Here is a 20,390-nt window from a genome sequence, read left to right as displayed (position 1 = left end):
CAGATCGCATGATCTGGAACGGCGGGCGCAACTGTGGCGGCAGCCAGATGTTTACAATAAATTTTTATTTGTTTTTCAGGAAATAGGAAGATGAAATTCGCTCTGTGTAGCGCCGTTATCAGCGCTTGTGTATTCAGTTCCGTGGCAGTGGCCCATCACAATGGCACCGAGCATGGGCACCATGACATGCACGCTGCTCCGGCGCGAGTGGCCAGCACTGTCAAAGGCAGTGATCAGGTTCGTGTGGAAGATTGCTGGATACGCCTGCTGCCCAACGTGGCGCCTTCCGGTGGTTTTTTTGTTCTGCGCAATCAGGACAAGTCAGAGCCTGTAGTGCTCAAGGCGCTTGAGACCGAGGTGTTCGCGATGACCATGTTGCATGAAACGACCGAGAAAAATGGCATGTCTGCCATGGGGATGGTGCCTGACGTGATCGTGCCGCCTGGACAAACACTGGCGTTCAAGCCCGGTTCATTTCATGCCATGCTGGAAAAGCCGGTGGCCGGCCTCAAAGCCGGGCAACAGATCACGGTCAATTTTGTCCTGGGGACAGGCAAGAAGCTGCCTGTCCAGTGTACGCTCAAATCGCCGTCCGCCCGTAAATTCAGCGACCAGTAGCGACCGGGGCCGCAGCGGCCGCGCGCCGTGTATCTTCGGTCACAGCCAGCTGGCGGAAACGGCCGGCTGAAAAATGATAGAAAGCCTGCGGGCAGATCTGTTTTGAGACGACGGTGGCAACCAGGCTGGCCAGCAACATCCAGAAAAGCATGGCCTGGCTGCCCGACATTTCCATGACAATGACAGAGGCGGTCACCGGTGACTGGGTGGCTGCCGCCAGAAAGGCCGCCATTGAAACCAGCACGAATACGCTTTGCGCTTCCTGCATATGAACTGTCCGGGCAATCTCAACGCCGATACCGGCGCCGGTGGTCAGGGCGGGCGTAAAGATGCCGCCGGGGATTCCCGCCCAATACGATGCAACCGTCGCCAACAATTTGGCGATGCTGAAATGCTCCGTGTCTTGTGGTTGTAGCATCAGGGCGTTTTTTGCGACATCGTAGCTGGTACCAAAGACGCTGCCGGCGGTCAAATATCCCAGACCGGCAACGAGCAGCCCCATTGCCGCGGCGACCCATAACGGATGATTGCGCACGTGATGACGCAGGCCTGCAGGCAGGCACCCGGCCAGCCCCTTGCTCAGCAGGCGGGCAAAAATGCCGCCAGCGATGCCACAAATGGCTGCGCATAACAGAACCCATCCGAGCATGTTTTCCTGCAATGGTGCCGAATGGAACGTACCGAAATACGGGTTGTCACCCATCAGCGCCACGACAATAAAACCGCAGGCCAGCACGCCCAGCAGAATGACCCGCTGCCAGCGCAAGTCCAGTCCTTTGCCGATTTCTTCGATTGCAAAAATGACGCCCGACAGGGGCGCATTGAACGCAGCTGCGAGGCCGCCCGCTGCGCCCGCTGCAATCCATTCGCGGGTATTGAATCCCTTGAGCGGCAGGCCGATTTTCTGGCAGAATTGACCCCAGCCGAGCATGGCAGCGGCGCCCACCTGGACAGACGGGCCTTCCCGGCCAATCGAGGCGCCGGCGAGTAGCCCAAGAAACGTCAAGGGTATTTTCCAGAGCGCCTGCACAATCGAAACCAGACGCAGCTTACCGGGCGTATCCTGGCGCAGCGACAGGCTGGCAATGACTTGTGGAATACCGCTGCCGGCAGAATAAGGCGCAAAACGCATGACGCACCAGCGCAGGAAAACAAAGGCCAGTGGCAGCACGACCCAGATCAGATAAGGATAGGCGCGTGTCCATTCGCGGTTTTTTTCCAGCGCGTAGTCAGCCATGATGGCAAACGCGATGGATATCAATGCCACCAGCGCAGCACCGCAAAGCATGAGCGCCAGTTGCAGCGACTTTTTCGATAGACGCAGGGCGTGTCGTGATTTTTGTCGGATTGAGCGGCGCAGGCGCGGTGCGGCAGATGGCATAAATTAAGATTGCTGTGTTGTGTGGCCCAGCGCTTGCAGAATGATCTGGTTGAAGGCATGCGGCAGGGCCAGGTTGAGGCCATGTGAGGCCGGTTTCAGTGTGTGACGCGATGCATGTTTGAACTGCTGCTCCAGCGCATCCAGAATGGCAGGAAAGGGCGCGGGGCTGTCCGAGCCGCCCATCAGTGTGACAGGAATCCCGTATTCGTTGATTCGTGCCGGATTCAGTTCATAAAGGGGTTCGCGGATGATCAACGGCAGTGTTGCTGCCTGATCCCGCGTCATGGCCTTGAACCAGGAGACCATGCGTTTCCAGGTTCCGGCACCGCTGACGCCATCAATAAATATTTCCAGAGCGGCGTCAGTATCTCCGCTTTCGTAAGCGGCGAGCGCCAGGTCGCGATAGGGCAGAGCGGGCATGCTGTCTTCCGGCAAAACCGAGCCCAGCCCGGGATCGGCCAGCAACACATGCGTAACGCGGTCAGGGCGACGCGTAGCCATTTCTGCCGCGATACGGCCGCCGCGCGAGTGGCCCAGCACGGCAAAGTGATCGATGCCCAGGTGATCCATCAGGGTGAACATATCGGTCGCATGTTGGGCTATGGAAAAATGCGCAGCTTCGCCAGAGGATTGGGGTGCCGTGGCGTCATAGGCAGGCAGACCGGGTGCGATCACCCGCAGCGAGGCCGACAGATCGGGCAGTTGCCAGCGCCAGAAACGGAAATCGCACAGCGAACCGTGAACCAGCAACAGACAGGCAGGCGATTGCCCTGCGTCCTGGAAGGTGAGGGCAGTACGGTCAAGATTGAGCGTGTGTTGCGGGTAATCGTTGTGCATCGTCATCAAATAAAAAAAGCATCCTGCGACTTCCGGATGCCTTTGGGTAAAAACGGAATCAGCAGTGGCGAAAAACTAGCGGAACAGCTCCAGGCGGTTTTTCGCTGTGTCAGATGCAGGCGTGTTGGGATAGTCGCGAACAACGCGCTGCAGGGTGGCTTTGGCACCCGCGATGTTGTTCAGTTCTACCTGGCTTCCTGCAATCACGAGCAGCGCGTCGCCCGCTTTGGGATCACGTGGATAGGCGGCGACCATGGACTCCAGTCCCTGGATTGAGCCATTGAAGTCTTTGTTCGCGTAGCGGCTGCTGCCTTCATAAAAACGCGCGCTTGGTGTCAGTGGACTGTTTGGATATTGCTGGGCAAAACGGTTGAGCGCTGTGCTGGCTTCGGCATAGTTGCCCTGGCGAAAAAGATCCAGTGCACTATCGTAGGACTGTTGTTCGTTGGGATCACCCACCTGTGGCGAGGGAGGTACATCCGGATTGGCTGCCTGCTGACCGGACTGCTGCGACATGCGCAACTGATGGTTGGCGGTCTCAATGCTGCCGCGCAATTGCGTGATCTGTTGCTGCAGATTGTTGATCTTGTTGGACAGGTCTGCTGTGTTCTGCTGGCTTTGTCTTAACTGGGAGCGCAGGTCAAGAATGGCACGCCGAGCATCTTCGTCTTCAAACGCATAGGCGTGATTGGCGGCCAGACTGAGCACGAGGGCAGATGAGGCAATGAGCAGGGAATGTGTTTTCTTCATTTTCATGTTGACTCCGTTAAAACAGCAACGCCGCAACGGCAGAACCGTTTGCGGCGCAGTGAGCTAAACCTACAAAGCAGGATTAACGCTGATAGTTAATGTCTGCGCGACGGTTTTCAGCATAGGCTTCTTCAGAAGTGCCTTCTGCTTTAGGACGCTCTTTACCAAAGCTGACGGCTTCGATCTGGTTGGGGCTTACACCCTGTTGTGTCAGCTGGTTGGCAACGGCCACAGAGCGGCGTTGACCCAGTGCCAGGTTGTACTCGGCGCTACCGCGTGCATCGGTATTACCTTCGATGCGAACGCGCTGGTTAGCGTTGGCAGACAGGTATTGAGCGTGCATTTGTACAACGGGCTGATACTGTTGTTCAACAGTGTAGCTGTCGTATGCGAAGTAGACAGAGCGTTGCTGTGCCAGTGGGCTATTGGGGTTGAATGGATCCATAACTGCGTTGGATGTGCCTGTACCAGCGCCAGCACCAGCTGTGCCGTCTACAGGAGTAGAGCTACACGCTGCCAGTGTGGCAGCCAGACCAGCAATAGCAAGTGTTTTTGCAATGCGAGAACCCATGGTAATTTCCTTTATTAAAGTCAAAAATAAACTTATTTTGTAAACGGCCCCCAAGCCGCACCAGTCACATTGCCAGACGAGGGTATAGAGGCCTGGAACGAACCGTCAGCATTGACGATTCCGAGACCGCCACCTGCTGCGTAGAGCACTTGCATTCCATTAGGTGCGAAACTTGGAGAAAGATCATTGCCGCCAGAAGTCAGTACCTGATCAGATCCAGAGCCAAGACTACTTATGGCAATAACATATGACCCACCTCGTAAGCTAGAATATACCAGTTTTGCCCCATCTGGTGAAATTTTTGGCGAAACATTTTGTGATCCACTGAAGGTCAGACGGCTGGCTGCACCCCCGCCCAATCCGGTGCGATAGACCTGTGCGCTGCCTCCGCGATCGCTGGTAAAGACGATGCCGCTGCCATTCGGAAAGAAAAAGGGTTCGGTGTCGATTTCTGCTGAATTGGTCAGCCGTTGCTGGCCACTGCCACCGCCTGCGCTAACCAGATATATTTGCGAAATACCGCCCTGGCTGAGCGCGACTGCCAGCTGACTACCGTTCGGAGACCACGCAGGCGCGCTGTTGTTGCCTTTGAAGTTGGCTGCGACTGTGCGTCCGCCGGTACTCAGGTTCTGCACATAAACAATCGGTTTGCCGCCCTCAAAACTTACATAGGCCAGGCGTGTGCCATCGGGAGACCAGGCGGGTGAAATGAGCGAAGAAGAAGAGCTGGCGACGACTTTACGGCCTTCACCATCGGCGTCGGCGACCACCAGTTGGCGGCCGGTTGTGTAGGCGATGCGCGTTGCAAAAATACCACGTACACCCGTTGTTTTTTCGTAAATTGCGTCGGCGACACGGTGTGCAAGACGCCGCATCTGTGCCTCTGAAATATTCTTGGCATCCAATTGCGCCTGTTGCGCTGCATCAGCCAGACGATAGTCGACGCTGTTGCCGTTGACCGTGCCGTAAGCAACGGTTGTGGCACCAGTCTGCGAGATTGCGGCCCAGTCTGGCGTGTTGCTGGCACCCAGCGTCAGTGCGCCGGTGCTTTTTACTTCAAATTGTCCCGAACGGGTCAGGTCGGCGCGAATGATATTGGCAATTTCCGCGCCGTTGGGACCTTCAAAATTGGCTACCACAATGGGAAATTTGTTGGCCGAACCGGAGCCACGCAGCTCGACGTTTACCTGCGCGTGCGCGAAGGAGTAAAAAACGACGGCGAGAAACAGCGTCCAGGTCATCAGGACGGCGATATAGCGCTGCACACGAGGGGCGGGGCTGGCAGCAGTTCCCTTCTTATATGAGGCAGTCATGACTGCGTTCTCCTTACTGAATGTAATAACGACAGTGTATCAATAAAGCCTGTCCCGCCGTAACGGAACAGGGAAATGTTGTTTCACGCTTTTTCGGGACTCAGGCTGGGTCTGTATCAGTTAGGTGTGTAGCGGTACGGGCCCGTCACGTATGAGTCGCCGCCAGGTGGTTTGGGAAACGGTCGGCATGCCATGAGCGCCGACTGTACGGCCCGATCGAATGCAGGGTTGCCGGAGCGAACCAGAATTTTTGCGCCGGTTGGTGTGAAGTTGCTGTCAAAGTCAACACGGTAGGTGACCTGCAGACGTTGATTGCCGCTGAATCGCAGGCGTGGTTCCACACATTGCTGGACCCGGCGCGCATACCCGGAATTGCCACCACCGCCGCCGACCTGGTTGCGATCGCTTTGGCCGCCGCGAATGCCTGCCGTGCTGCTGACGTCGCCACGCATGGCCGCGCGCAGGGCATCACCTTTGGACTCTGCTTTGGCTTTGGCCTGTGCAGCCTTGCGGGCATCCGCCTTGGCCTTGGCTGCTGCTTTTTCCTTGGCTTCGGCAGCAGCCTTGGCCTTGGCTTGCGCTGCCGCTTTGGCTTTTGCGTCTGCTGCTTCTTTCGCTTTGGCAGCGGCTTCTGCTTTTGCTTTTTCCTGCGCTTCGGCTTCCTCACGGGCTTCGGCTTCGGCGCGCGCCTTGGCATCGGCCTTTGCTTTGGCGTCTGCACGCGCTTTGGCCTCGGCACGAGCCTGGGCCTGGGCTTTTTCTTTGGCTTGCGCCTGGGCTTTGGCTTCGGCCTCAGCCTCGGCCTTGGCTTCCAGGTCGGCGCGGCGTTTGGCTTCTGCGCGTGCCTGAGCGGCCTGTTTGGCTTCTTCCTGTGCTTTTGCCTTGGCGTCGGCTAATTCCTTTGCTTTATTCCGCGCTTCTTCCTTGCGCTTCTTTTCCAGCGCGATATCGGGGTCTTCCTGCTCGTTGGCCGCTGGTTTGGATTGTTCTGCCCGGGCCTGTTGCGCAGCCGCTGCTGCCGCCGCCGCGGCCGCCGCTTTTGATGGTGGCGGTGGCGGTGCTGCCGATTCTTGTTCGTCGTTCTGGGTATCTTCTTGCGCCGGATCCGGCGTGCGGGTCTGGGCCGGCGGTTGCAGGACCTGGTTTTCGCCTTCGGTCCACAATTCAAGCTGCACGGGGCCAGTCGGCGCTTCTGTGGACTGGAACAGTCCTGCAATCAGCCCGATCACTAACAAAGCGTGAAGGATAATCGCGCCGATCAGGCCTTTGCGATTATCTCCTTCATCATAGAATTCGTTAGGATTATCGAAGTGCTTCATTAAGTCGTTGAATTGTTGACAGTGAGAATAGGCGAGGCGGCTTACTGTTTGCCGTCTGCGGATTTCTGATTGACCAGCAGGCCCAGGCGTGTGAGGCCGCTGCTGCGCAGCGTGTCCATGACTTTCATGACTTCCTCGTAAGGCACCTTGCCGTCGGCAGCAATCACAACCGGGCTGTCAGGTTCCACCAGGGCTTTGACTTCTTCAACCAGATTGGTTTTGTCGATTGTCTGGAAGTTCTTGCCTGCCGTGCGCTGGCGCACTTTCATTTCGCCGTTCTCGGACATTTCAATCTCGACCGGTGTGGCCGGAACGGCAGAGGCCTGGCCCACCGAGGGAAGATTGATCAGTCCGGGCGTAATCATGGGAGCGGTCACCATGAAAATCACCAGCAGTACAAGCATCACGTCGATATACGGCACGACGTTCATCTCGTTTTTCATGCGGCGACTGCGGCCGCGGCGGGTTTGTATTCTGGCCATTAGCGAACCTGGCGTTGCAAAATATTCAGAAATTCGTCAATGAAACTGTCGAAGCGGCTGGCCAGTTTGTCGATATCGTTCGAGAAATGGTTGTAAGCCAGGACAGCGGGAATGGCTGCGAACAGACCGATAGCGGTGGCAATCAGCGCTTCGGCAATGCCGGGAGCCACGGCAGCCAGGGTCGCTTGCGCGGTGCCCGACAGGCCGATGAATGAATGCATGATGCCCCAGACGGTACCCAGCAGGCCGATATACGGACTGACCGAGCCGGCAGAAGCCAGGAAATTCAGATTGGAGTCGAGCGAGTCCAGTTCGCGCTGGTAGGTGGCGCGCATTGCCCGGTGAGGGCCGTCCAGCAGGGCGTTGACTTCCTTGACACCGTTGCGGCGTGCCTTCAGGAACTCGTCCATGCCCGATTCAAAGATGCGGGCCAGCGGGCCTTCCTCTTCGCTGTTTTGCGCGACCGACTGGTGCAGGGTGGTCAGGTCGCCGCCTTTCCAGAATGAATCCTCGAAATCCCGTGTCTGATTGCGCGCGCGCTTCAAAGCGATGCGCTTGCTGATGATATAGGTCCAGGATAGAACCGAAATAATCACCAGAATCAGCATAATGATCTGAACGGGTAAGCTCGCGTTGACAATCAGCGAGATAATCGACATCTCTTCGGGGGTGGTAGGTTGCATAAAATCTAGTCCTGCACGAAAGGAAATAGTTGTCGGATAGGTGTTGGTATCGGGGTCGGACGAAATGTGTCCGCATTTACACTGCATACCTGGATCTGGCTCTCGACCAGCCGGGTGCCATCGCGCTGCGCTACCTGCTCAAAATGGACCGAGGCAGCGCCCATTTTGGTGATGCGGCTGCGGATGTCGAGCAGGTCATCGAGACGAGCCGGCGACCGGTACCGCAACTGGGTATTGACCACTATAAAGATCAGCCTGTCGCTGCCCGCCAGCGCTGTCTGGCTGACCCCAAGATGACGCAGCCACTCGGTGCGTGCGCGTTCGAAGAACTTCAGGTAATTGGCGTAGAACACTACGCCACCCGCATCGGTATCTTCGTAATAAACGCGAACGGGAAAATGAAACGAATTTTCCAACAGATCAGACCTTACAACACGACAGCAATGTATAAATATCCAAGAAAATCACGAAATCATAACGTGTTTTTCAGTTCGTCATAAAGGGATTTGATTCTTGTTAACATTTCTGCAACAGGAACCTTCTGCCCCTCTGGCAAATGACGGGATTGCACTTCGACGATACCATCTTTCAGCCCGCGATCGCCAATTGTGATACGAATTGGAACACCTATCAGTTCCCATTCAGAAAACATCACGCCCGGACGCACATCGCGATCATCCAGGATGACGTCCACGCCATCCTGGCGCAGCGCATCATAAAGTTGCCGGGCCTGCTCCTGTACCGCTTCGCTCTTGGCCAGGCCGATCGGGCAGATGACGACTTCGAAAGGCGCCATGGCCAGAGGCCAGATAATGCCCTTGTCGTCATGGTTCTGTTCGATGGCAGCGGCCATGATGCGGCTGATGCCGATCCCGTAGCAGCCCATTTGCAGCGGTTCGGGCTTGCCCTGTTCGTTCAGGAACGTCGCCTTGAGTTTTTCAGAATACTTATCACCCAGGAAGAACACATGGCCGACCTCGATGCCACGCTGGATCGCCAGCGCGCCCGGGCCATCGGTGGCTGGGTCGCCCGCGACCACGTTGCGCAAGTCGGCGACTTCGGGCTCAGGCAGGTCGCGTCCCCAGTTGACACCCGTGTAGTGATATTCCTCGCGGTTCGCACCACAAATGAAATCAGCCATATTGGCCACAGTGCGGTCTGCCAGCAGATTGACTGGCTTGACTGTCTTGACCGGTCCCAGGAAGCCCGGTTTGGAGCCGAAGTATTCCATGATTTCTTCTTCGGTCGCCATGCGGTAGCCCTCTTTGAAGGCGGGCAGTTTGCCGATTTTCACTTCATTGACTTCATGATCGCCGCGAACCATCAGCAGCCATAGCTGGCCGGGGGCGTCTTTGGGCGTGGTCATAAATACCACGGCCTTGACGGTTTTTTCCAGGCTGACGCCCAGTTGTTCGGCCACGATTTCGCATTTGCTGGCGTTTGGCGTGGCCACTTCCTGAAGTTCTTGTGCAGGCGCTGCGCGAGACTCAAGCAGGCAGGGCGCGTCGGCCAGTTCGATGTTGGCGGCGTATTGGGAATCGGGGTTGTAGACGATCAGATCTTCACCGGTATCGGCAATGACCTGGAACTCGTGGCTGCGATCGCCGCCGATGGAACCGGTGTCGGCCGCCACCGCGCGAAAATTCAGACCCAGCCGGGAAAAGATTCTCATGTAGGCGTTGTACATGGCGTCGTAGCTGGCCTGTGCCGATTCGGCATCACGGTCGAAGGAATAGGCATCCTTCATGGTAAATTCGCGCCCACGCATCAGGCCGAAGCGGGGGCGGCGTTCATCGCGGAATTTGGTCTGGATATGATAGAAATTGACCGGCAATTGGCGCCAGCTGTGAATTTCGTTGCGCGCAATGTCGGTTACCACTTCTTCGGAGGTGGGTTGTAAGACAAAATCGCGCTGGTGACGATCCTTGATGCGCAGCAATTCAGGGCCATATTGCACCCAGCGTCCGGACTCCATCCACAATTCAGCAGGCTGGACGACCGGCATCAACAGTTCGATGGCGCCCGCATTGTTCATTTCGTCACGCACGATGGCTTCCACCTTGCGCAGGGTTCTGAGGGCCAGCGGCATATAAGTGTAGATACCACCGGCGTGCTTGCGGATCATTCCGGCACGCGTCATGAGCTGATGACTGATGATTTCTGCTTCCGCAGGGGCTTCTTTCAAAGTATTTAGGTGAAATTTTGAGGCTAACATGGCTACCGGTTCAATTGATACGTATAATCAAAGACAATTGTATTTAAAAATGGGAGTGGCCGCATGCTTGATCGCGAAGGCTACCGTCCTAATGTTGGTATTATCCTCGTAAACCAGAAGAATGAGGTCTTTTGGGGCAAAAGAATTCGAGAACATTCCTGGCAGTTTCCACAAGGCGGCATCAAATATGGCGAAACGCCTGTTCAGGCCATGTATCGGGAACTTCAGGAGGAAGTGGGTCTTAAGCCCGAGCATGTACGAATATTAGGTCGAACACGAGACTGGCTGCGTTATAACGTCCCGGACAATTTCGTCAGGCGGGATTCACGCGGTCATTATAAGGGGCAGAAGCAAATCTGGTTTCTTTTGCGGCTGGTAGGCAAGGACACCGATGTCAGTCTGCGTGCGTCGCACCACCCTGAATTCGATGCCTGGCGCTGGCATACCTATTGGGTACCGCTGGATGTGGTGATCGAATTCAAACGGGATGTATACCACCGGGCGCTCAAGGAACTGTCGGATATTCTGTTTCGCCGGCATGCCGAGGCGCGCTTTCTGCGCCACCGAAACGCTGCGGGCAACGGGTCGCGGAAAAATGCGCGACCACGCGAGGCGGGGGAGGCGAAGGGCAAACCGGCAGGGCAAGTGGTGACCGGTCCGGGTGCGGCTGCATTGCAGGGTGCCAAAGAGGTACCGACGCCCAGGGCCGGTAAAGCGGTTGTTGCCGGCCGCCAGAACGTCAAACCTGTTGCCAAACGGGGCTTTGAGTCAGGTCAGGCCGCACGCACGGCGCCAGGAGGCAATCAGAAGCCCACGTCGCGTCACGGGCGTGGCGGACGCAAGCATTCAGACAGCAAGGCGCAGGCAGTTCAGGTCAAGGCGGTGCTGGTATCCCGATAGAATGCGGCCCGCCGTCGTCCTGATCGGGATGCATGCCGGGTCAAATATTTCGTTCCGGCGGGTCGGTAGAAATCAACGGCCCAGTAGCAAAAAGCGCGGTATATGAATTGTCCAGCTGACTGGGGACAGTTCAACAACCGCGTTTTTTTGTACCGGAGCCTGCCGCGTATTATTTGCGCGGGGTCAGGCGGGTGATCAGGCTGGATGTATCCCAACGCTGGCCGCCATTTTGCTGTACTTCCGCATAGAATTGATCGACGACTGCCGTGACTGGCAGCAATGCGCCGTTGCGTTTGGCTTCGTCCAGAACCAGTCCCAGATCTTTGCGCATCCAGTCGACGGCAAACCCGAAGTCGAACTTGCCTTCGACCATGGTCTTACCCCGGTTCTCCATTTGCCAGCTTTGGGCAGCGCCCTTGCTGATGACATCCAGGACCGCATTCATGTCGAGATTGGCGCGCTGGCCAAAGGCGATGGCTTCGGACAGGCCCTGAACCAGGCCGGCAATGCAAATCTGATTGACCATTTTGGCCAGTTGACCTGCGCCATGCTCGCCCAGCAGGGTGACCGCACGGGCATAGTGGCTCGCCACCGGTTTGATTCGGTCAAATACGGCTTGTTCGCCGCCGCACATCACGGTGAGTACACCGCCCACGGCACCTGCCTGTCCGCCCGAAACAGGCGCATCGATAAAGCTGAATTGACCTTCGCGTGCCGCGGCGGCCAGTTCACGGGCCACGTCTGCAGAGGCGGTAGTATGGTCGACAAAAACCGCGCCCTTTTTCATGGCGTGAAATGCACCGTCGTCGCCGGTTGTGACGCTGCGCAGATCATTGTCATTGCCGACGCAGCAGAACACGATGTCTGCCCCTTCCGCAGCCTGGGCTGGCGTGGGCGCGCTGCGACCGCCGAACTCGGCGACCCAGCTCTCGCTTTTGGCAGCGGTCCGGTTGTAGACGGTCACGTCGTGGCCGGCTCGGGCCAGATGGCCGGCCATGGGGAAACCCATGACGCCCAAACCAATAAATGCGACTTTCGTGGGGGGGACCGGGTCGTACTGTTTATCTGTAACTGAAGCCATTATGCACCTGAACGAATTGGAAGCGATTGGTAATAGAAGGTAAATAGTACCTGTTTGCGTCTAATTTTTGGAAATATGCCTCAGAACAGGTAAAATTCAAACTCATTTAATTAAATCCGTGTGCACCGCAACGTCTTCGCGCGTGGCCGCTTATTTTGAGAACGTGATACCACTATGCTTCAGGATTTAGATCAAGTTGCTGTCCGTATCGGGCAGCTGGTTCAGCTCACGAAACAGCTTGCTTCAGAACGGCAATCACTGACGGACAGACTCAAGCAGACTGACGAGGAACGGGCGGGTCTGCAAAGTCGTCTGGACCAGCGGGAAGACGAGTTCAAGGTCATCAGCGAACGCCTTGCCAATCACAACAATGAAGTGAATGGCATACGGGAGCAGGCCCAGGCAGAGAACGTGCAATTGCGCCAGACGCTGGAGAGCACGACGTCCGAGCTCCAAAGCGTCAAGCAGCAGCTGGCTGCTGCCAAAAACGAAGCGAATGCCCTGAAAGAGAGCGCCAGAACCGCGCGTGACAAAGTTGAGCGCGTCCTGGCCAACCTGCCGGGTAATGCGTCAGAAGGAGTAAGGTAATGGAACGCGTAGATGTCTCTATTCTGGGGCGTGATTTTTCTTTGGCATGCAATCCCGATGAAAAGCAGAAACTGCTCTCGGCTGTTAAACTGGCCGACCAGCTCATGCTGAAAATCAAGGGCTCCGGCGGCATGACGTCTGCCAGCAATGAACGCATTGCCATTATGGCCTGCATTCAAATGGCGTCCGATCTGCTCTCCGTCAAAACAGGCGATGATGCCTTTGGCGGGATGCAATACGGTGAATTCAAGAGTAAAATAGAGGAACTCAATACGTTACTGGACTCCGGCCTTAACGATCTGAAAAAACTTTAATCAATATCGGGTTTAACTTGTACATGTTTTTCTGTACAGTTGAACCTAACAGTTTGTCCCTGCTGTATTCGTGACTTGGCTTTACATCTCTTACCTATGCTTATGGCAACGGCCGCTGGATTACAGAGTTGGTGTGATCGTCTCTAGTCAGATGAACCCGACGCTCTGTTGAAGGTAGCCAACTTTGAACTGAAGGGTTCGAGGTGCCGGCCTAGACGGTACAAGCGGGGCCATTTTTTCTACAAAACGAGCTGTGATGGCTCGTTTTTTTTTCGGAGTTATTCATGCAGCCACATTCCCAGCGCGTCTTTCCCAAAGCGGTTCCATCTCCAAAAACGGTTCTATCCCGTGCCACGTTCATTGCCATGCTTGCCCTGGGCGCTGCGGTCCTGCCGGCCACGACCGCTCTGGCCCAGGATGGCAAGGGGCATCATCGTGAGCAGGCCGCGAAAGAACCCACGCTTGCATTGAACGCTTCGGCATCCGAAACGGTGGCGCAAGATACCGTTACTCTGACCTTGAATAAGGAAGTACGGGGCGATAACCAGGTGGAACTGTCGCGCAGTGTGAATGAAACAATGAACAAAGTACGCGACAAGGCCAAGGCCGATACGGAGCTGGAGGTCAAAACAGGGTCTTACCAAGTCTGGTTCGAACGCGATAACAATCCTCCGGTCAAGCCTGTGGCAAACGCCGGCAAAGCGGGGGATGCCCAGCAAGGCAAAGATGAAGAGGCGGGCGGAACCTGGGTGGCTCGCGGTGAATTGCTGATTACGTCCAAAAATATGGAGAAGGCGAGCCAGTTTGCCGCAGATGTCGATGAAGATATGGCGCTGGACGGGATTCGCTTTTCCCTGTCTCGTGAAGCCCGCGAAACCATAGAGAAACGGTTGCTGACAGCGACCACCAAAGCGTTCAAGACGCGTGCCCAGGATGCGGTGACTGCCCTGGAGTTCGGCGGCTATCGAATCAAGTCGTTGCGCCTGGGCAATGCCGGGCAGCCTGAGAGTTACCAGCCACGGATGATGGCCATGAGTGCCGCCAAAGCCGGCCCCGCGATTGAGGCTGGTAAGGAAACGGTCACACTGTCGATGGAGGGAGTGATCTTTTTGTTGCCCAAATAAAGATCAGGACACCCAGCACGATCATGGGCAATGACAGCCATTGCCCCATCGAGAGCCCCAGGCTCAGGGTCCCCAGGAAACTGTCCGGTTCACGCGTGTATTCCACCAGGAACCGGGCAAGACCATAGCCCGCCATAAAGACGCCGCTGGTCTGGCCCACCCAGCGTTTCTTCGACGAAAATATCCAGACCACCGCAAACAGGATTACCCCCTCGGCCAGCATTTCGTATAACTGAGAAGGATGGCGCGCGATGGGCCCGCCTTGCGGAAACACCATGGCCCAGGGCAGATCGGATGGGCGGCCCCACAATTCCCCGTTAATGAAATTGCCGATTCGTCCCATGGCCAGGCCAGGCGGCACCAGCGGCGCAATGAAATCGGCTACTTCAAAAAATGTCATGCCTTTTTTGTGTGCGAACAGATATAACACCACCAATACGCCAATCAGCCCGCCGTGGAATGACATGCCACCGTCCCACACGGAAAAAATATGCAGGGGATTGGAAAAATAATAGCCTGGTTGGTAAAACAGCACATAACCCAGCCGACCGCCGAGCACGACGCCCATGACGCCGTAGAAAATCAAATCTTCGAATTCGGAAACGGTGAGCCGTATCATGCCTTTCTTGATACGGTACTTGCCCAGCAACCACAGCAGGGCGAATGCGGCCACATACATCAGGCCATACCAGTGAATCTTGAGCGGGCCGATTTCAAGTGCAATCGGATTAAATTCGGGATATGCAATCATAAGAACCAAAATGCGATGTTGAAGTCCAAAGTATAAAGGTGTGGACGTCGCTTTGCTTGGCGTCGGGTAAAATGAACGCAAGTAAATTGTTAATATATTTGAAAGGTTATCGTCGTGTCAGGAAAAAGGATTGCTGCCGGTTTGGCATTATTTGTTGTCAGTATCGTGCCGGCGCAAGCGCAGTCACTGGCAGACGGGCCGCAACTGGCAAAGGACAACATTTGCATGGGATGCCACCAGGTGGACAGAGCGCGGGTCGGACCGCCCTTTGCCGCGGTTGCCGATCGCTACAAGGCGGGCGATAAGCAGATGGTTACCTATCTGGCCAACAGTATCCGCAAGGGCGGGCGCGGTCGCTGGGGGGCGGTGCCCATGCCGGCACAACCGCAGGTAACGGAAGAAGAAGCGCTGGCGCTGGCCGGCTGGATATTGTCGCTGGCTGTGCCTGAAGCGGCGAAATAGGAGCCATGCTTCATCTGGTGATCGGCTCCCAGTGCCTCCTTCGTCCGGCCTGTACACAGTACGAATAGGATGATGTCGACAGGTATTTTTGGAGGTAGATATTTTGGCTGCTCAAATTGAAACAGCGGTATTGGGAAGTGGTTGCTTCTGGTGTTCCGAGGCGGTCTTTCAGCAGTTGCATGGGGTGCAGTCCGTCAAGTCGGGCTACAGCGGCGGGCATGTGCAGAATCCCAGCTATGAACAAGTGTGCGGGAAAGATACGGGACACATCGAAGTGGTGCAGGTTCAGTTCGACCCCGCTGTCATTGGCTATCGGGATTTGCTGGAGATTTTTTTCGACACCCACGATCCCACCACGCCGGACCGGCAGGGTAACGATGTGGGCCCGCAGTATGCGTCGGCTATCTTCTGGCAAAGCGAGGCGCAAAAAGAGATTGCGGCTTCAGTTATCGCGCAGCGGCAGGCCGATTTTGCCGATCCGATCGTGACCAAACTGCTGCCGGCGGCCACGTTTTGGCCGGCTGAGCGTATCCATGACGATTATTTCATTCAGCATCCGAACCAGTCGTATTGCGCTTTCGTGATTTCTCCCAAAGTGGAAAAATTCAGAAAGCGCCATTCCGATAAGCTCAAACCTGGCGTGTGAGATTGACCAGGAATGGCACGTAACATTGAAATCAAGGCGCGCATCGACAGCCTCGCAGCCTTGCTGCCCAAGGCATTGGCGATCGCATCGGCGGCTCCCGTAGAGATCAGCCAGGACGATACTTTTTTTCGTTGTGAGAACGGGCGTCTGAAGCTGCGGATGTTTGATGAGACGCACGGTGAATTGATCTTTTATCAGCGTGTCGATCAGGCCGGCCCGAAGGCGTCTTTTTACCAGATCACCACCACGTCGCAACCGCGACAGTTGCGTGATGTGCTGGCTGCCGCCCAAGGTACGCTTGGACGGGTCGTTAAACACCGGACCCTGATCATGGCGGGTCGTACCAGAATGCATCTGGACCGGGTCGAGCAGTTGGGCGAATTCCTGGAATTGGAAGTGGTGATGGCAGACGGGGAGTCGCTGGCCGACGGGATTGCCGAGGCCCACGCACTGATGGCAAGCCTGGGCGTGGGCCCCGATCAGTTGATTGAAGACGCGTATCTGGACATGCTCAGGCGGCAGAATGCAGATCCGGCTGCTGCCGGGGCAGCCGAATTGCGTTAACGAAGCGCGGCGGCAAGCCGCTATTCGCTGCCTTACTCGACCTCGCGTAATACGCCGCGGCGCATTTGATCTAGTTCGATGGATTCGAACAGGGCCTTGAAGTTGCCTTCGCCGAACCCTTCATTGCCTTTGCGCTGGATGATTTCAAAGAAAATCGGACCGATCTGGTTTTCGGTAAAAATTTGCAGCAGCAAATCATTGTTGGGTCCGCCATCGAGCAGAATACGGTTTTTCTTGAGGCGTTCCAGGTCTTCCCCATGACCAGGCAGGCGTGTGTCCAGCAATTCGTAGTAGGTATCGGGCGTATCCAGGAAGCGCAGGTCGCGCTGGCGCAGGTTTTCGATAGTGTCGTAGATGGCGTTGGTACCCAGGGCAATATGCTGAATTCCTTCACCCTTGTACATATCGAGATATTCCTGGATCTGGCCTTTTTCTTCGGTTCCTTCCTCGTTGATGGGAATACGGATTTTGCCGCAAGGCGACGTCATGGCCTTGGACTTGACACCGGTGACCTTGCCTTCGATATCGAAATAGCGCACTTCCCGGAAATTGAACAGGCGTTCGTAAAATTCAGCCCATTCGGCCATACGGCCCTTGTGTACATTGTGGGTCAGGTGATCGATAATATTCAGCCCGGCGCCCTGGTAATTCATGTCTTCTTCTGCGCTCTCCGGGTTGATGGCGACGAAATCGACGTCATAGATACTAATGTCGCCAATACCGCCCGTGCCGTTCTTGCCTTTCCAGCGGTCAACCAGATAGATCAGTGAATCGCCGATCCCTTTGATGGCCGGGATATTGAGTTCCATCGGGCCGCTGCAGGAGTCAAACCCCCAGGCACCCAGTTCCAGGGCGCGCTGATAGGCTGCCGTGGCGTCGTCGACCCGAAACGCGATGGCACAGATAGAAGGGCCATGCAGACGGGCGAAACGCTGGGCGAAAGAGTTTTTTTCGGCATTGATCAAAAAGTTGATTTCACCCTGGCGATACAGGGTGACGTCTTTATGACGGTGCTTTGCGATGGCCTTGAACCCCAGTTTCTCGAATACTTTTCCGAGCGCAACCGGATCGGGTGCAGTATATTCAACAAATTCAAAGCCGTTGGTGCCCATCGGGTTGTCCCATGGGGTAAAAGTAGTCGTAGACATATAGCGTTGCTCCTGATGGTTTTTCTTCTCGAAAACTTCTATTCTATGTAAAAAGCCAAGGCAGGTGATTGCAAAAAAATGCTTAAAATAAGCTGTAAATGGCATTATTGTTCAATTTTTGTTCTAATTTGGAAATATTATGTCAACAAATGCACTTGATAAAACAGACAGACAAATTCTGAACCTTTTGCAGAAAAACGGCCGGCTCAGCAACCAGGATCTGGCCGATAAAATTGCCCTCTCGCCCAGTCCCTGTCTGCGCCGTGTAAAGCGACTGGAAGAAGAAGGGTATATCAAAGGATATACGGCCAGGGTCGATGCCGACAAGATCGGGCGTGGCCTTATTGCTTTTGTGTCCATTCGTCTGAATAAACATAGCGGCTCCAGCCACGCGCCCATGCAGGATTTCAATCGTGATGTCCAGTTGTGGCCGGAGGTGGTGGAATGTCACTCCATGTCGGGCGATATGGATTATCTGCTCCGGGTGCAGGTCCAGGATCTGGCGGCTTTTTCGGCTTTTGCCATGAATGTTCTGATGCAGCATCCGTCTGTGGTCGATATGCGCTCAAGCTTTGCGCTGGGGAAAATCAAGGATGGTACGGGGCTGATGGTTTGAACAATAGGCCGGATTGCCGGATGTGACTGGTGTGGGTCGAATTTGTGAATGCATATTGGCGATGCGCTTTGGGCTCCACGCTCGTGGTCCATCATGTTCAATGTATGCAGAAAAACGACGACAGCGTAATGAAAAGGGCAACTAAATCGTCATAACTTGATCCAGGTAAATTACAAAATTTGTGTTTTCGCATAAATTCTCGAAATCTGCGCATACTCACGTTGATTTCGAAACATGTATTTTGTAGTCAAACGATTTCGTTTCTTTGTCGAGCCTCTGCCTGCCGTCGTTTTGGCAGGCATTTTTTCAATTCTTTTTGCTTCTCTTTCATTTGCTCAGCGTCTGGAACAACTGGACGCCCAGCGGCAACAGCAGGCGAGCGCGCACCAGGCGCGCATCGATCGCGAGCAACAGACGCCTGACCAGCAAAGCGGGCTTTTCAACGAACTCGCTGCCACAGATCAGCTGGGAGGGCGGCGCAGTTATGTCCATGGCGAGAAGCCGTGCTTTGAGATTCGCAACGTGCAGCTGGACGGTCAGCATGCCTATCGGTTTGCCTCGACATTGGCCAGCATCACAGGGGGACGAGATCGGGGACGTGGTTTGGCCTCACCTATCGGCCTGTGCCTGGGCGCCCAAAGCATACAAACCCTGGCCGTTCGCCTGCAGGATCTGCTCATCGAACAAGGCTACGTTACCACCCGTGTATTGGTGGCACCCCAGGATATCTCAAACGGCAATCTGACCCTGACCGTTGTGCCAGGCACGATCAGCGCACTCCGGCGCACCGATACCTCGGATATTCGGGCGCATTTCTGGAACGCCATCCCTATTTCTGATGGAGATTTCCTGAATTTGCGGGATCTGGAGCAGGGGCTGGAGAATCTGCGACGCCTGCCCTCTGTGCAAGCAGACATCGACATCGGACCCGGCCAATTGCCGGGCCAAAGCGAGTTGTTGATCAACTGGAATCAAAGCAAACCCTTACGGGTGTTTGCGTCGGTTGATGATGCCGGCAACAAAGCGACCGGCAAATATCAGGCTGCATTGACAGTCGCAGCCGATCATATTTTCACACTGAACGATATTTTTTATGTGAGCGACAGCCGTACCCTGGGCAACACCAAAAACCAACGTCGTCGCGCCGGCAGTAGCGGATTTCATTATTCCATTCCCTGGGGCTACTGGCAGCTGGCCTTCAACACAAACCGGTTTCGCTATCACCAACTGATTGCCGCCAGCATCAGACCCTACGTCTACAGTGGCGAAAGCCGCAGCACCGACCTGACGCTCTCGCGCGTGGTCTGGCGCGACAACCGTCGCAAAACCCAGATGTACTTAAAAGGATGGGAGCGGCGCTCCTATAACTATATTGATGGCACAGAGCTTGAGTTGCAGCGACGTCGTACCGCCGGGTGGGAACTGGGACTGAATCATCGTGAGTACCTGAGCCGTGCCACGCTTGATGTGGCAGTGGCCTATCGGCGTGGCACGGGTGCCCGCGGGGCCATGGCTGCGCCTGAAGAGCAAACCGGCGAGGGCACCTCTCGCTTTCGGCTGGTTACCGGTTCCCTCTCACTAGCCGTGCCGTTTCGCATAGGACAACAGGCGTTTCGCTATTACGGCACGCTGCGTGCGCAATGGAACAGCACGCGCCTGGTGGCATTGGATCAGTTTGCCATCGGCGGTCGTTACACCGTGCGCGGCTTTGACGGTGAGCAGGTGCTGATGGGCGAGCGCGGATGGGCCTGGCGCAATGAGCTGGCAATGCCGCTGCAGGTCGGGGTCCTGGTTGGACAGGAGCTGTATCTGGGGCTGGACGTCGGCAGGGTGGGCGGACCGGCCAGCCGGTATCTGGCCGGAAACAGCCTGGCGGGCGCCGTGCTGGGCATCCGTGGCCAGTTAGGCAAATACGTTAACTATGAATTGTTTGCCGGAAAACCGTTGCATAAACCGGAGACGTTCAAAACCGCGCGCATCGCCAGTGGTTTTTCAATGAGCATTGCTTATTGAACGCAGTAAAGAAT

The 20,390-nt window shown here is 55.7% G+C and carries 22 protein-coding genes, 1 other RNA gene and 1 pseudogene; 11 read left to right on the top strand and 13 right to left on the bottom strand.

Translation table 11 applies throughout. The features are described 5' to 3' along the window. Positions 1-90: 90 nt before the first annotated feature. Positions 91-618 (top strand): copper chaperone PCu(A)C, encoded by a 528-nt coding sequence (locus W822_RS0123005; RefSeq protein ID WP_024003103.1) that lies wholly within the window; start codon positions 91-93, stop codon positions 616-618. On the opposite strand, the gene W822_RS24425 is transcribed toward W822_RS0123005, so the two are convergent. The 10 genes from W822_RS24425 to W822_RS24380 all read right to left on the bottom strand — a co-directional run bounded on the left by W822_RS24425 (position 605) and on the right by W822_RS24380 (position 10,169). Further along, positions 605-1,999, bottom strand: coding sequence for a chloride channel protein (locus W822_RS24425; RefSeq protein ID WP_024003102.1), 1,395 nt, complete (start codon positions 1,997-1,999; stop codon positions 605-607). The genes W822_RS0123005 and W822_RS24425 overlap by 14 nt on opposite strands. A 3-nt stretch (positions 2,000-2,002) precedes the next feature. Further along, a complete protein-coding gene (locus W822_RS24420; RefSeq protein ID WP_024003101.1) occupies positions 2,003-2,842 on the bottom strand; it encodes an alpha/beta fold hydrolase in 840 nt (279 codons plus the stop codon). Between the two features lie 69 nt (positions 2,843-2,911). Next, positions 2,912-3,592 carry a tol-pal system protein YbgF gene (gene ybgF, locus W822_RS24415; RefSeq protein ID WP_024003100.1) on the bottom strand — a complete coding sequence of 227 codons (681 nt, stop codon included), beginning with the start codon at positions 3,590-3,592 and terminating at the stop codon, positions 2,912-2,914. A 76-nt stretch (positions 3,593-3,668) separates the two neighbouring features. Further along, positions 3,669-4,157, bottom strand: a complete 489-nt coding sequence (gene pal / locus W822_RS24410; RefSeq protein WP_024003099.1) for a peptidoglycan-associated lipoprotein Pal — start codon at positions 4,155-4,157, stop codon at positions 3,669-3,671. 32 nt (positions 4,158-4,189) lie between these two features. After that, on the bottom strand, positions 4,190-5,470 hold the full coding sequence (gene tolB, locus W822_RS24405; protein WP_024003098.1) for a Tol-Pal system beta propeller repeat protein TolB: 1,281 nt from the start codon (positions 5,468-5,470) through the stop codon (positions 4,190-4,192). A 116-nt stretch (positions 5,471-5,586) separates the two neighbouring features. Next, complete coding sequence (tolA, locus tag W822_RS45720; protein WP_024003097.1) at positions 5,587-6,789, bottom strand: cell envelope integrity protein TolA; 1,203 nt, start codon at positions 6,787-6,789, stop codon at positions 5,587-5,589. Between the two features lie 41 nt (positions 6,790-6,830). Beyond that, positions 6,831-7,271: a protein TolR gene (gene tolR, locus W822_RS24395; protein ID WP_024003096.1), complete on the bottom strand. Its 441-nt coding sequence runs from the start codon at positions 7,269-7,271 to the stop codon at positions 6,831-6,833. Beyond that, entirely contained in the window at positions 7,271-7,954 is a 684-nt protein-coding gene (tolQ, locus tag W822_RS24390) for a protein TolQ (protein WP_024003095.1), read from the bottom strand. Before tolQ ends, tolR begins: the two co-directional genes overlap by 1 nt. Before the next feature lie 5 nt (positions 7,955-7,959). Further along, entirely contained in the window at positions 7,960-8,370 is a 411-nt protein-coding gene (gene ybgC, locus W822_RS24385) for a tol-pal system-associated acyl-CoA thioesterase (protein ID WP_024003094.1), read from the bottom strand. 56 nt (positions 8,371-8,426) lie between these two features. Continuing rightward, complete coding sequence (locus W822_RS24380; RefSeq protein ID WP_024003093.1) at positions 8,427-10,169, bottom strand: proline--tRNA ligase; 1,743 nt, start codon at positions 10,167-10,169, stop codon at positions 8,427-8,429. A gap of 63 nt (positions 10,170-10,232) precedes the next feature. Here W822_RS24380 and W822_RS0123000 point away from each other — a divergent pair. Further along, a pseudogene (locus tag W822_RS0123000) lies at positions 10,233-10,736 on the top strand (RNA pyrophosphohydrolase); the annotation flags it as partial. Positions 10,737-11,238: 502 nt separating this feature from the next. On the opposite strand, the gene W822_RS24375 reads toward W822_RS0123000, so the two are convergent. After that, entirely contained in the window at positions 11,239-12,150 is a 912-nt protein-coding gene (locus W822_RS24375; protein WP_024003091.1) for an NAD(P)-dependent oxidoreductase, read from the bottom strand. 174 nt (positions 12,151-12,324) lie between these two features. Here W822_RS24375 and W822_RS24370 point away from each other — a divergent pair, with 174 nt between their 5' ends. The 4 genes from W822_RS24370 (at position 12,325) to W822_RS24360 (ending at position 14,176) form a co-directional block, all read left to right on the top strand. Continuing rightward, a complete protein-coding gene (locus tag W822_RS24370; RefSeq protein WP_024003090.1) occupies positions 12,325-12,738 on the top strand; it encodes a hypothetical protein in 414 nt (137 codons plus the stop codon). After that, positions 12,738-13,052, top strand: coding sequence for a cell division protein ZapA (locus W822_RS24365; protein WP_024003089.1), 315 nt, complete (start codon positions 12,738-12,740; stop codon positions 13,050-13,052). Before W822_RS24370 ends, W822_RS24365 begins: the two co-directional genes overlap by 1 nt. A gap of 53 nt (positions 13,053-13,105) precedes the next feature. After that, a non-coding RNA gene (gene ssrS, locus W822_RS46050) (6S RNA) lies at positions 13,106-13,287 on the top strand. 49 nt (positions 13,288-13,336) lie between these two features. After that, positions 13,337-14,176 carry an SIMPL domain-containing protein gene (locus W822_RS24360; RefSeq protein WP_024003088.1) on the top strand — a complete coding sequence of 280 codons (840 nt, stop codon included), beginning with the start codon at positions 13,337-13,339 and terminating at the stop codon, positions 14,174-14,176. Here W822_RS24360 and lgt read toward each other — a convergent pair. After that, the gene (lgt, locus tag W822_RS24355) at positions 14,133-14,927 is read right to left on the bottom strand and encodes a prolipoprotein diacylglyceryl transferase (RefSeq protein ID WP_024003087.1); all 795 of its coding nucleotides are present in this window, start codon (positions 14,925-14,927) and stop codon (positions 14,133-14,135) included. The genes W822_RS24360 and lgt overlap by 44 nt on opposite strands. Positions 14,928-15,068: 141 nt before the next feature. On the opposite strand from lgt, the gene W822_RS24350 reads away from it, so the two are divergent. The 3 genes from W822_RS24350 to W822_RS24340 all read left to right on the top strand — a co-directional run bounded on the left by W822_RS24350 (position 15,069) and on the right by W822_RS24340 (position 16,599). Beyond that, the gene (locus tag W822_RS24350; RefSeq protein WP_437177146.1) at positions 15,069-15,389 is read left to right on the top strand and encodes a c-type cytochrome; all 321 of its coding nucleotides are present in this window, start codon (positions 15,069-15,071) and stop codon (positions 15,387-15,389) included. A gap of 103 nt (positions 15,390-15,492) precedes the next feature. Continuing rightward, positions 15,493-16,035: a peptide-methionine (S)-S-oxide reductase MsrA gene (gene msrA / locus W822_RS24345; protein WP_253272209.1), complete on the top strand. Its 543-nt coding sequence runs from the start codon at positions 15,493-15,495 to the stop codon at positions 16,033-16,035. Between the two features lie 12 nt (positions 16,036-16,047). After that, a complete protein-coding gene (locus W822_RS24340; RefSeq protein WP_024003084.1) occupies positions 16,048-16,599 on the top strand; it encodes a class IV adenylate cyclase in 552 nt (183 codons plus the stop codon). Positions 16,600-16,631: 32 nt separating this feature from the next. On the opposite strand, the gene hppD is transcribed toward W822_RS24340, so the two are convergent. Then, positions 16,632-17,747, bottom strand: a complete 1,116-nt coding sequence (gene hppD / locus W822_RS24335; protein WP_024003083.1) for a 4-hydroxyphenylpyruvate dioxygenase — start codon at positions 17,745-17,747, stop codon at positions 16,632-16,634. A 139-nt stretch (positions 17,748-17,886) separates the two neighbouring features. Here hppD and W822_RS24330 point away from each other — a divergent pair, with 139 nt between their 5' ends. Continuing rightward, entirely contained in the window at positions 17,887-18,363 is a 477-nt protein-coding gene (locus tag W822_RS24330) for an Lrp/AsnC family transcriptional regulator (protein ID WP_024003082.1), read from the top strand. Positions 18,364-18,597: 234 nt separating this feature from the next. Further along, positions 18,598-20,376, top strand: coding sequence for a ShlB/FhaC/HecB family hemolysin secretion/activation protein (locus tag W822_RS24325; RefSeq protein ID WP_024003081.1), 1,779 nt, complete (start codon positions 18,598-18,600; stop codon positions 20,374-20,376). Positions 20,377-20,390 lie beyond the last annotated feature (14 nt).

Source organism: Advenella kashmirensis W13003, assembly GCF_000506985.1.
GTDB classification, from domain to species: domain Bacteria; phylum Pseudomonadota; class Gammaproteobacteria; order Burkholderiales; family Burkholderiaceae_B; genus Advenella; species Advenella kashmirensis_A.
This window is presented reverse-complemented; position numbering and strand designations above follow the sequence as displayed.

Excerpts from the sequence above, each read along its gene's own strand:
- W822_RS24325 (WP_024003081.1), top strand. The coding sequence starts at position 18,598 with ATGTATTTTGTAGTCAAACGATTTCGTTTCTTTGTCGAGCCTCTGCCT.
- hppD (WP_024003083.1), bottom strand. The coding sequence starts at position 17,747 with ATGTCTACGACTACTTTTACCCCATGGGACAACCCGATGGGCACCAAC.
- W822_RS0123005 (WP_024003103.1), top strand. The coding sequence starts at position 91 with ATGAAATTCGCTCTGTGTAGCGCCGTTATCAGCGCTTGTGTATTCAGT.
- W822_RS24420 (WP_024003101.1), bottom strand. The coding sequence starts at position 2,842 with ATGACGATGCACAACGATTACCCGCAACACACGCTCAATCTTGACCGT.
- pal (WP_024003099.1), bottom strand. The coding sequence starts at position 4,157 with ATGGGTTCTCGCATTGCAAAAACACTTGCTATTGCTGGTCTGGCTGCC.
- W822_RS24365 (WP_024003089.1), top strand. The coding sequence starts at position 12,738 with ATGGAACGCGTAGATGTCTCTATTCTGGGGCGTGATTTTTCTTTGGCA.
- W822_RS24370 (WP_024003090.1), top strand. The coding sequence starts at position 12,325 with ATGCTTCAGGATTTAGATCAAGTTGCTGTCCGTATCGGGCAGCTGGTT.
- tolQ (WP_024003095.1), bottom strand. The coding sequence starts at position 7,954 with ATGCAACCTACCACCCCCGAAGAGATGTCGATTATCTCGCTGATTGTC.
- W822_RS24360 (WP_024003088.1), top strand. The coding sequence starts at position 13,337 with ATGCAGCCACATTCCCAGCGCGTCTTTCCCAAAGCGGTTCCATCTCCA.
- ybgF (WP_024003100.1), bottom strand. The coding sequence starts at position 3,592 with ATGAAAATGAAGAAAACACATTCCCTGCTCATTGCCTCATCTGCCCTC.
- tolA (WP_024003097.1), bottom strand. The coding sequence starts at position 6,789 with ATGAAGCACTTCGATAATCCTAACGAATTCTATGATGAAGGAGATAAT.
- tolB (WP_024003098.1), bottom strand. The coding sequence starts at position 5,470 with ATGACTGCCTCATATAAGAAGGGAACTGCTGCCAGCCCCGCCCCTCGT.
- tolR (WP_024003096.1), bottom strand. The coding sequence starts at position 7,271 with ATGGCCAGAATACAAACCCGCCGCGGCCGCAGTCGCCGCATGAAAAAC.
- W822_RS24375 (WP_024003091.1), bottom strand. The coding sequence starts at position 12,150 with ATGGCTTCAGTTACAGATAAACAGTACGACCCGGTCCCCCCCACGAAA.
- W822_RS24425 (WP_024003102.1), bottom strand. The coding sequence starts at position 1,999 with ATGCCATCTGCCGCACCGCGCCTGCGCCGCTCAATCCGACAAAAATCA.
- W822_RS24330 (WP_024003082.1), top strand. The coding sequence starts at position 17,887 with ATGTCAACAAATGCACTTGATAAAACAGACAGACAAATTCTGAACCTT.
- W822_RS24340 (WP_024003084.1), top strand. The coding sequence starts at position 16,048 with ATGGCACGTAACATTGAAATCAAGGCGCGCATCGACAGCCTCGCAGCC.
- lgt (WP_024003087.1), bottom strand. The coding sequence starts at position 14,927 with ATGATTGCATATCCCGAATTTAATCCGATTGCACTTGAAATCGGCCCG.
- W822_RS24380 (WP_024003093.1), bottom strand. The coding sequence starts at position 10,169 with ATGTTAGCCTCAAAATTTCACCTAAATACTTTGAAAGAAGCCCCTGCG.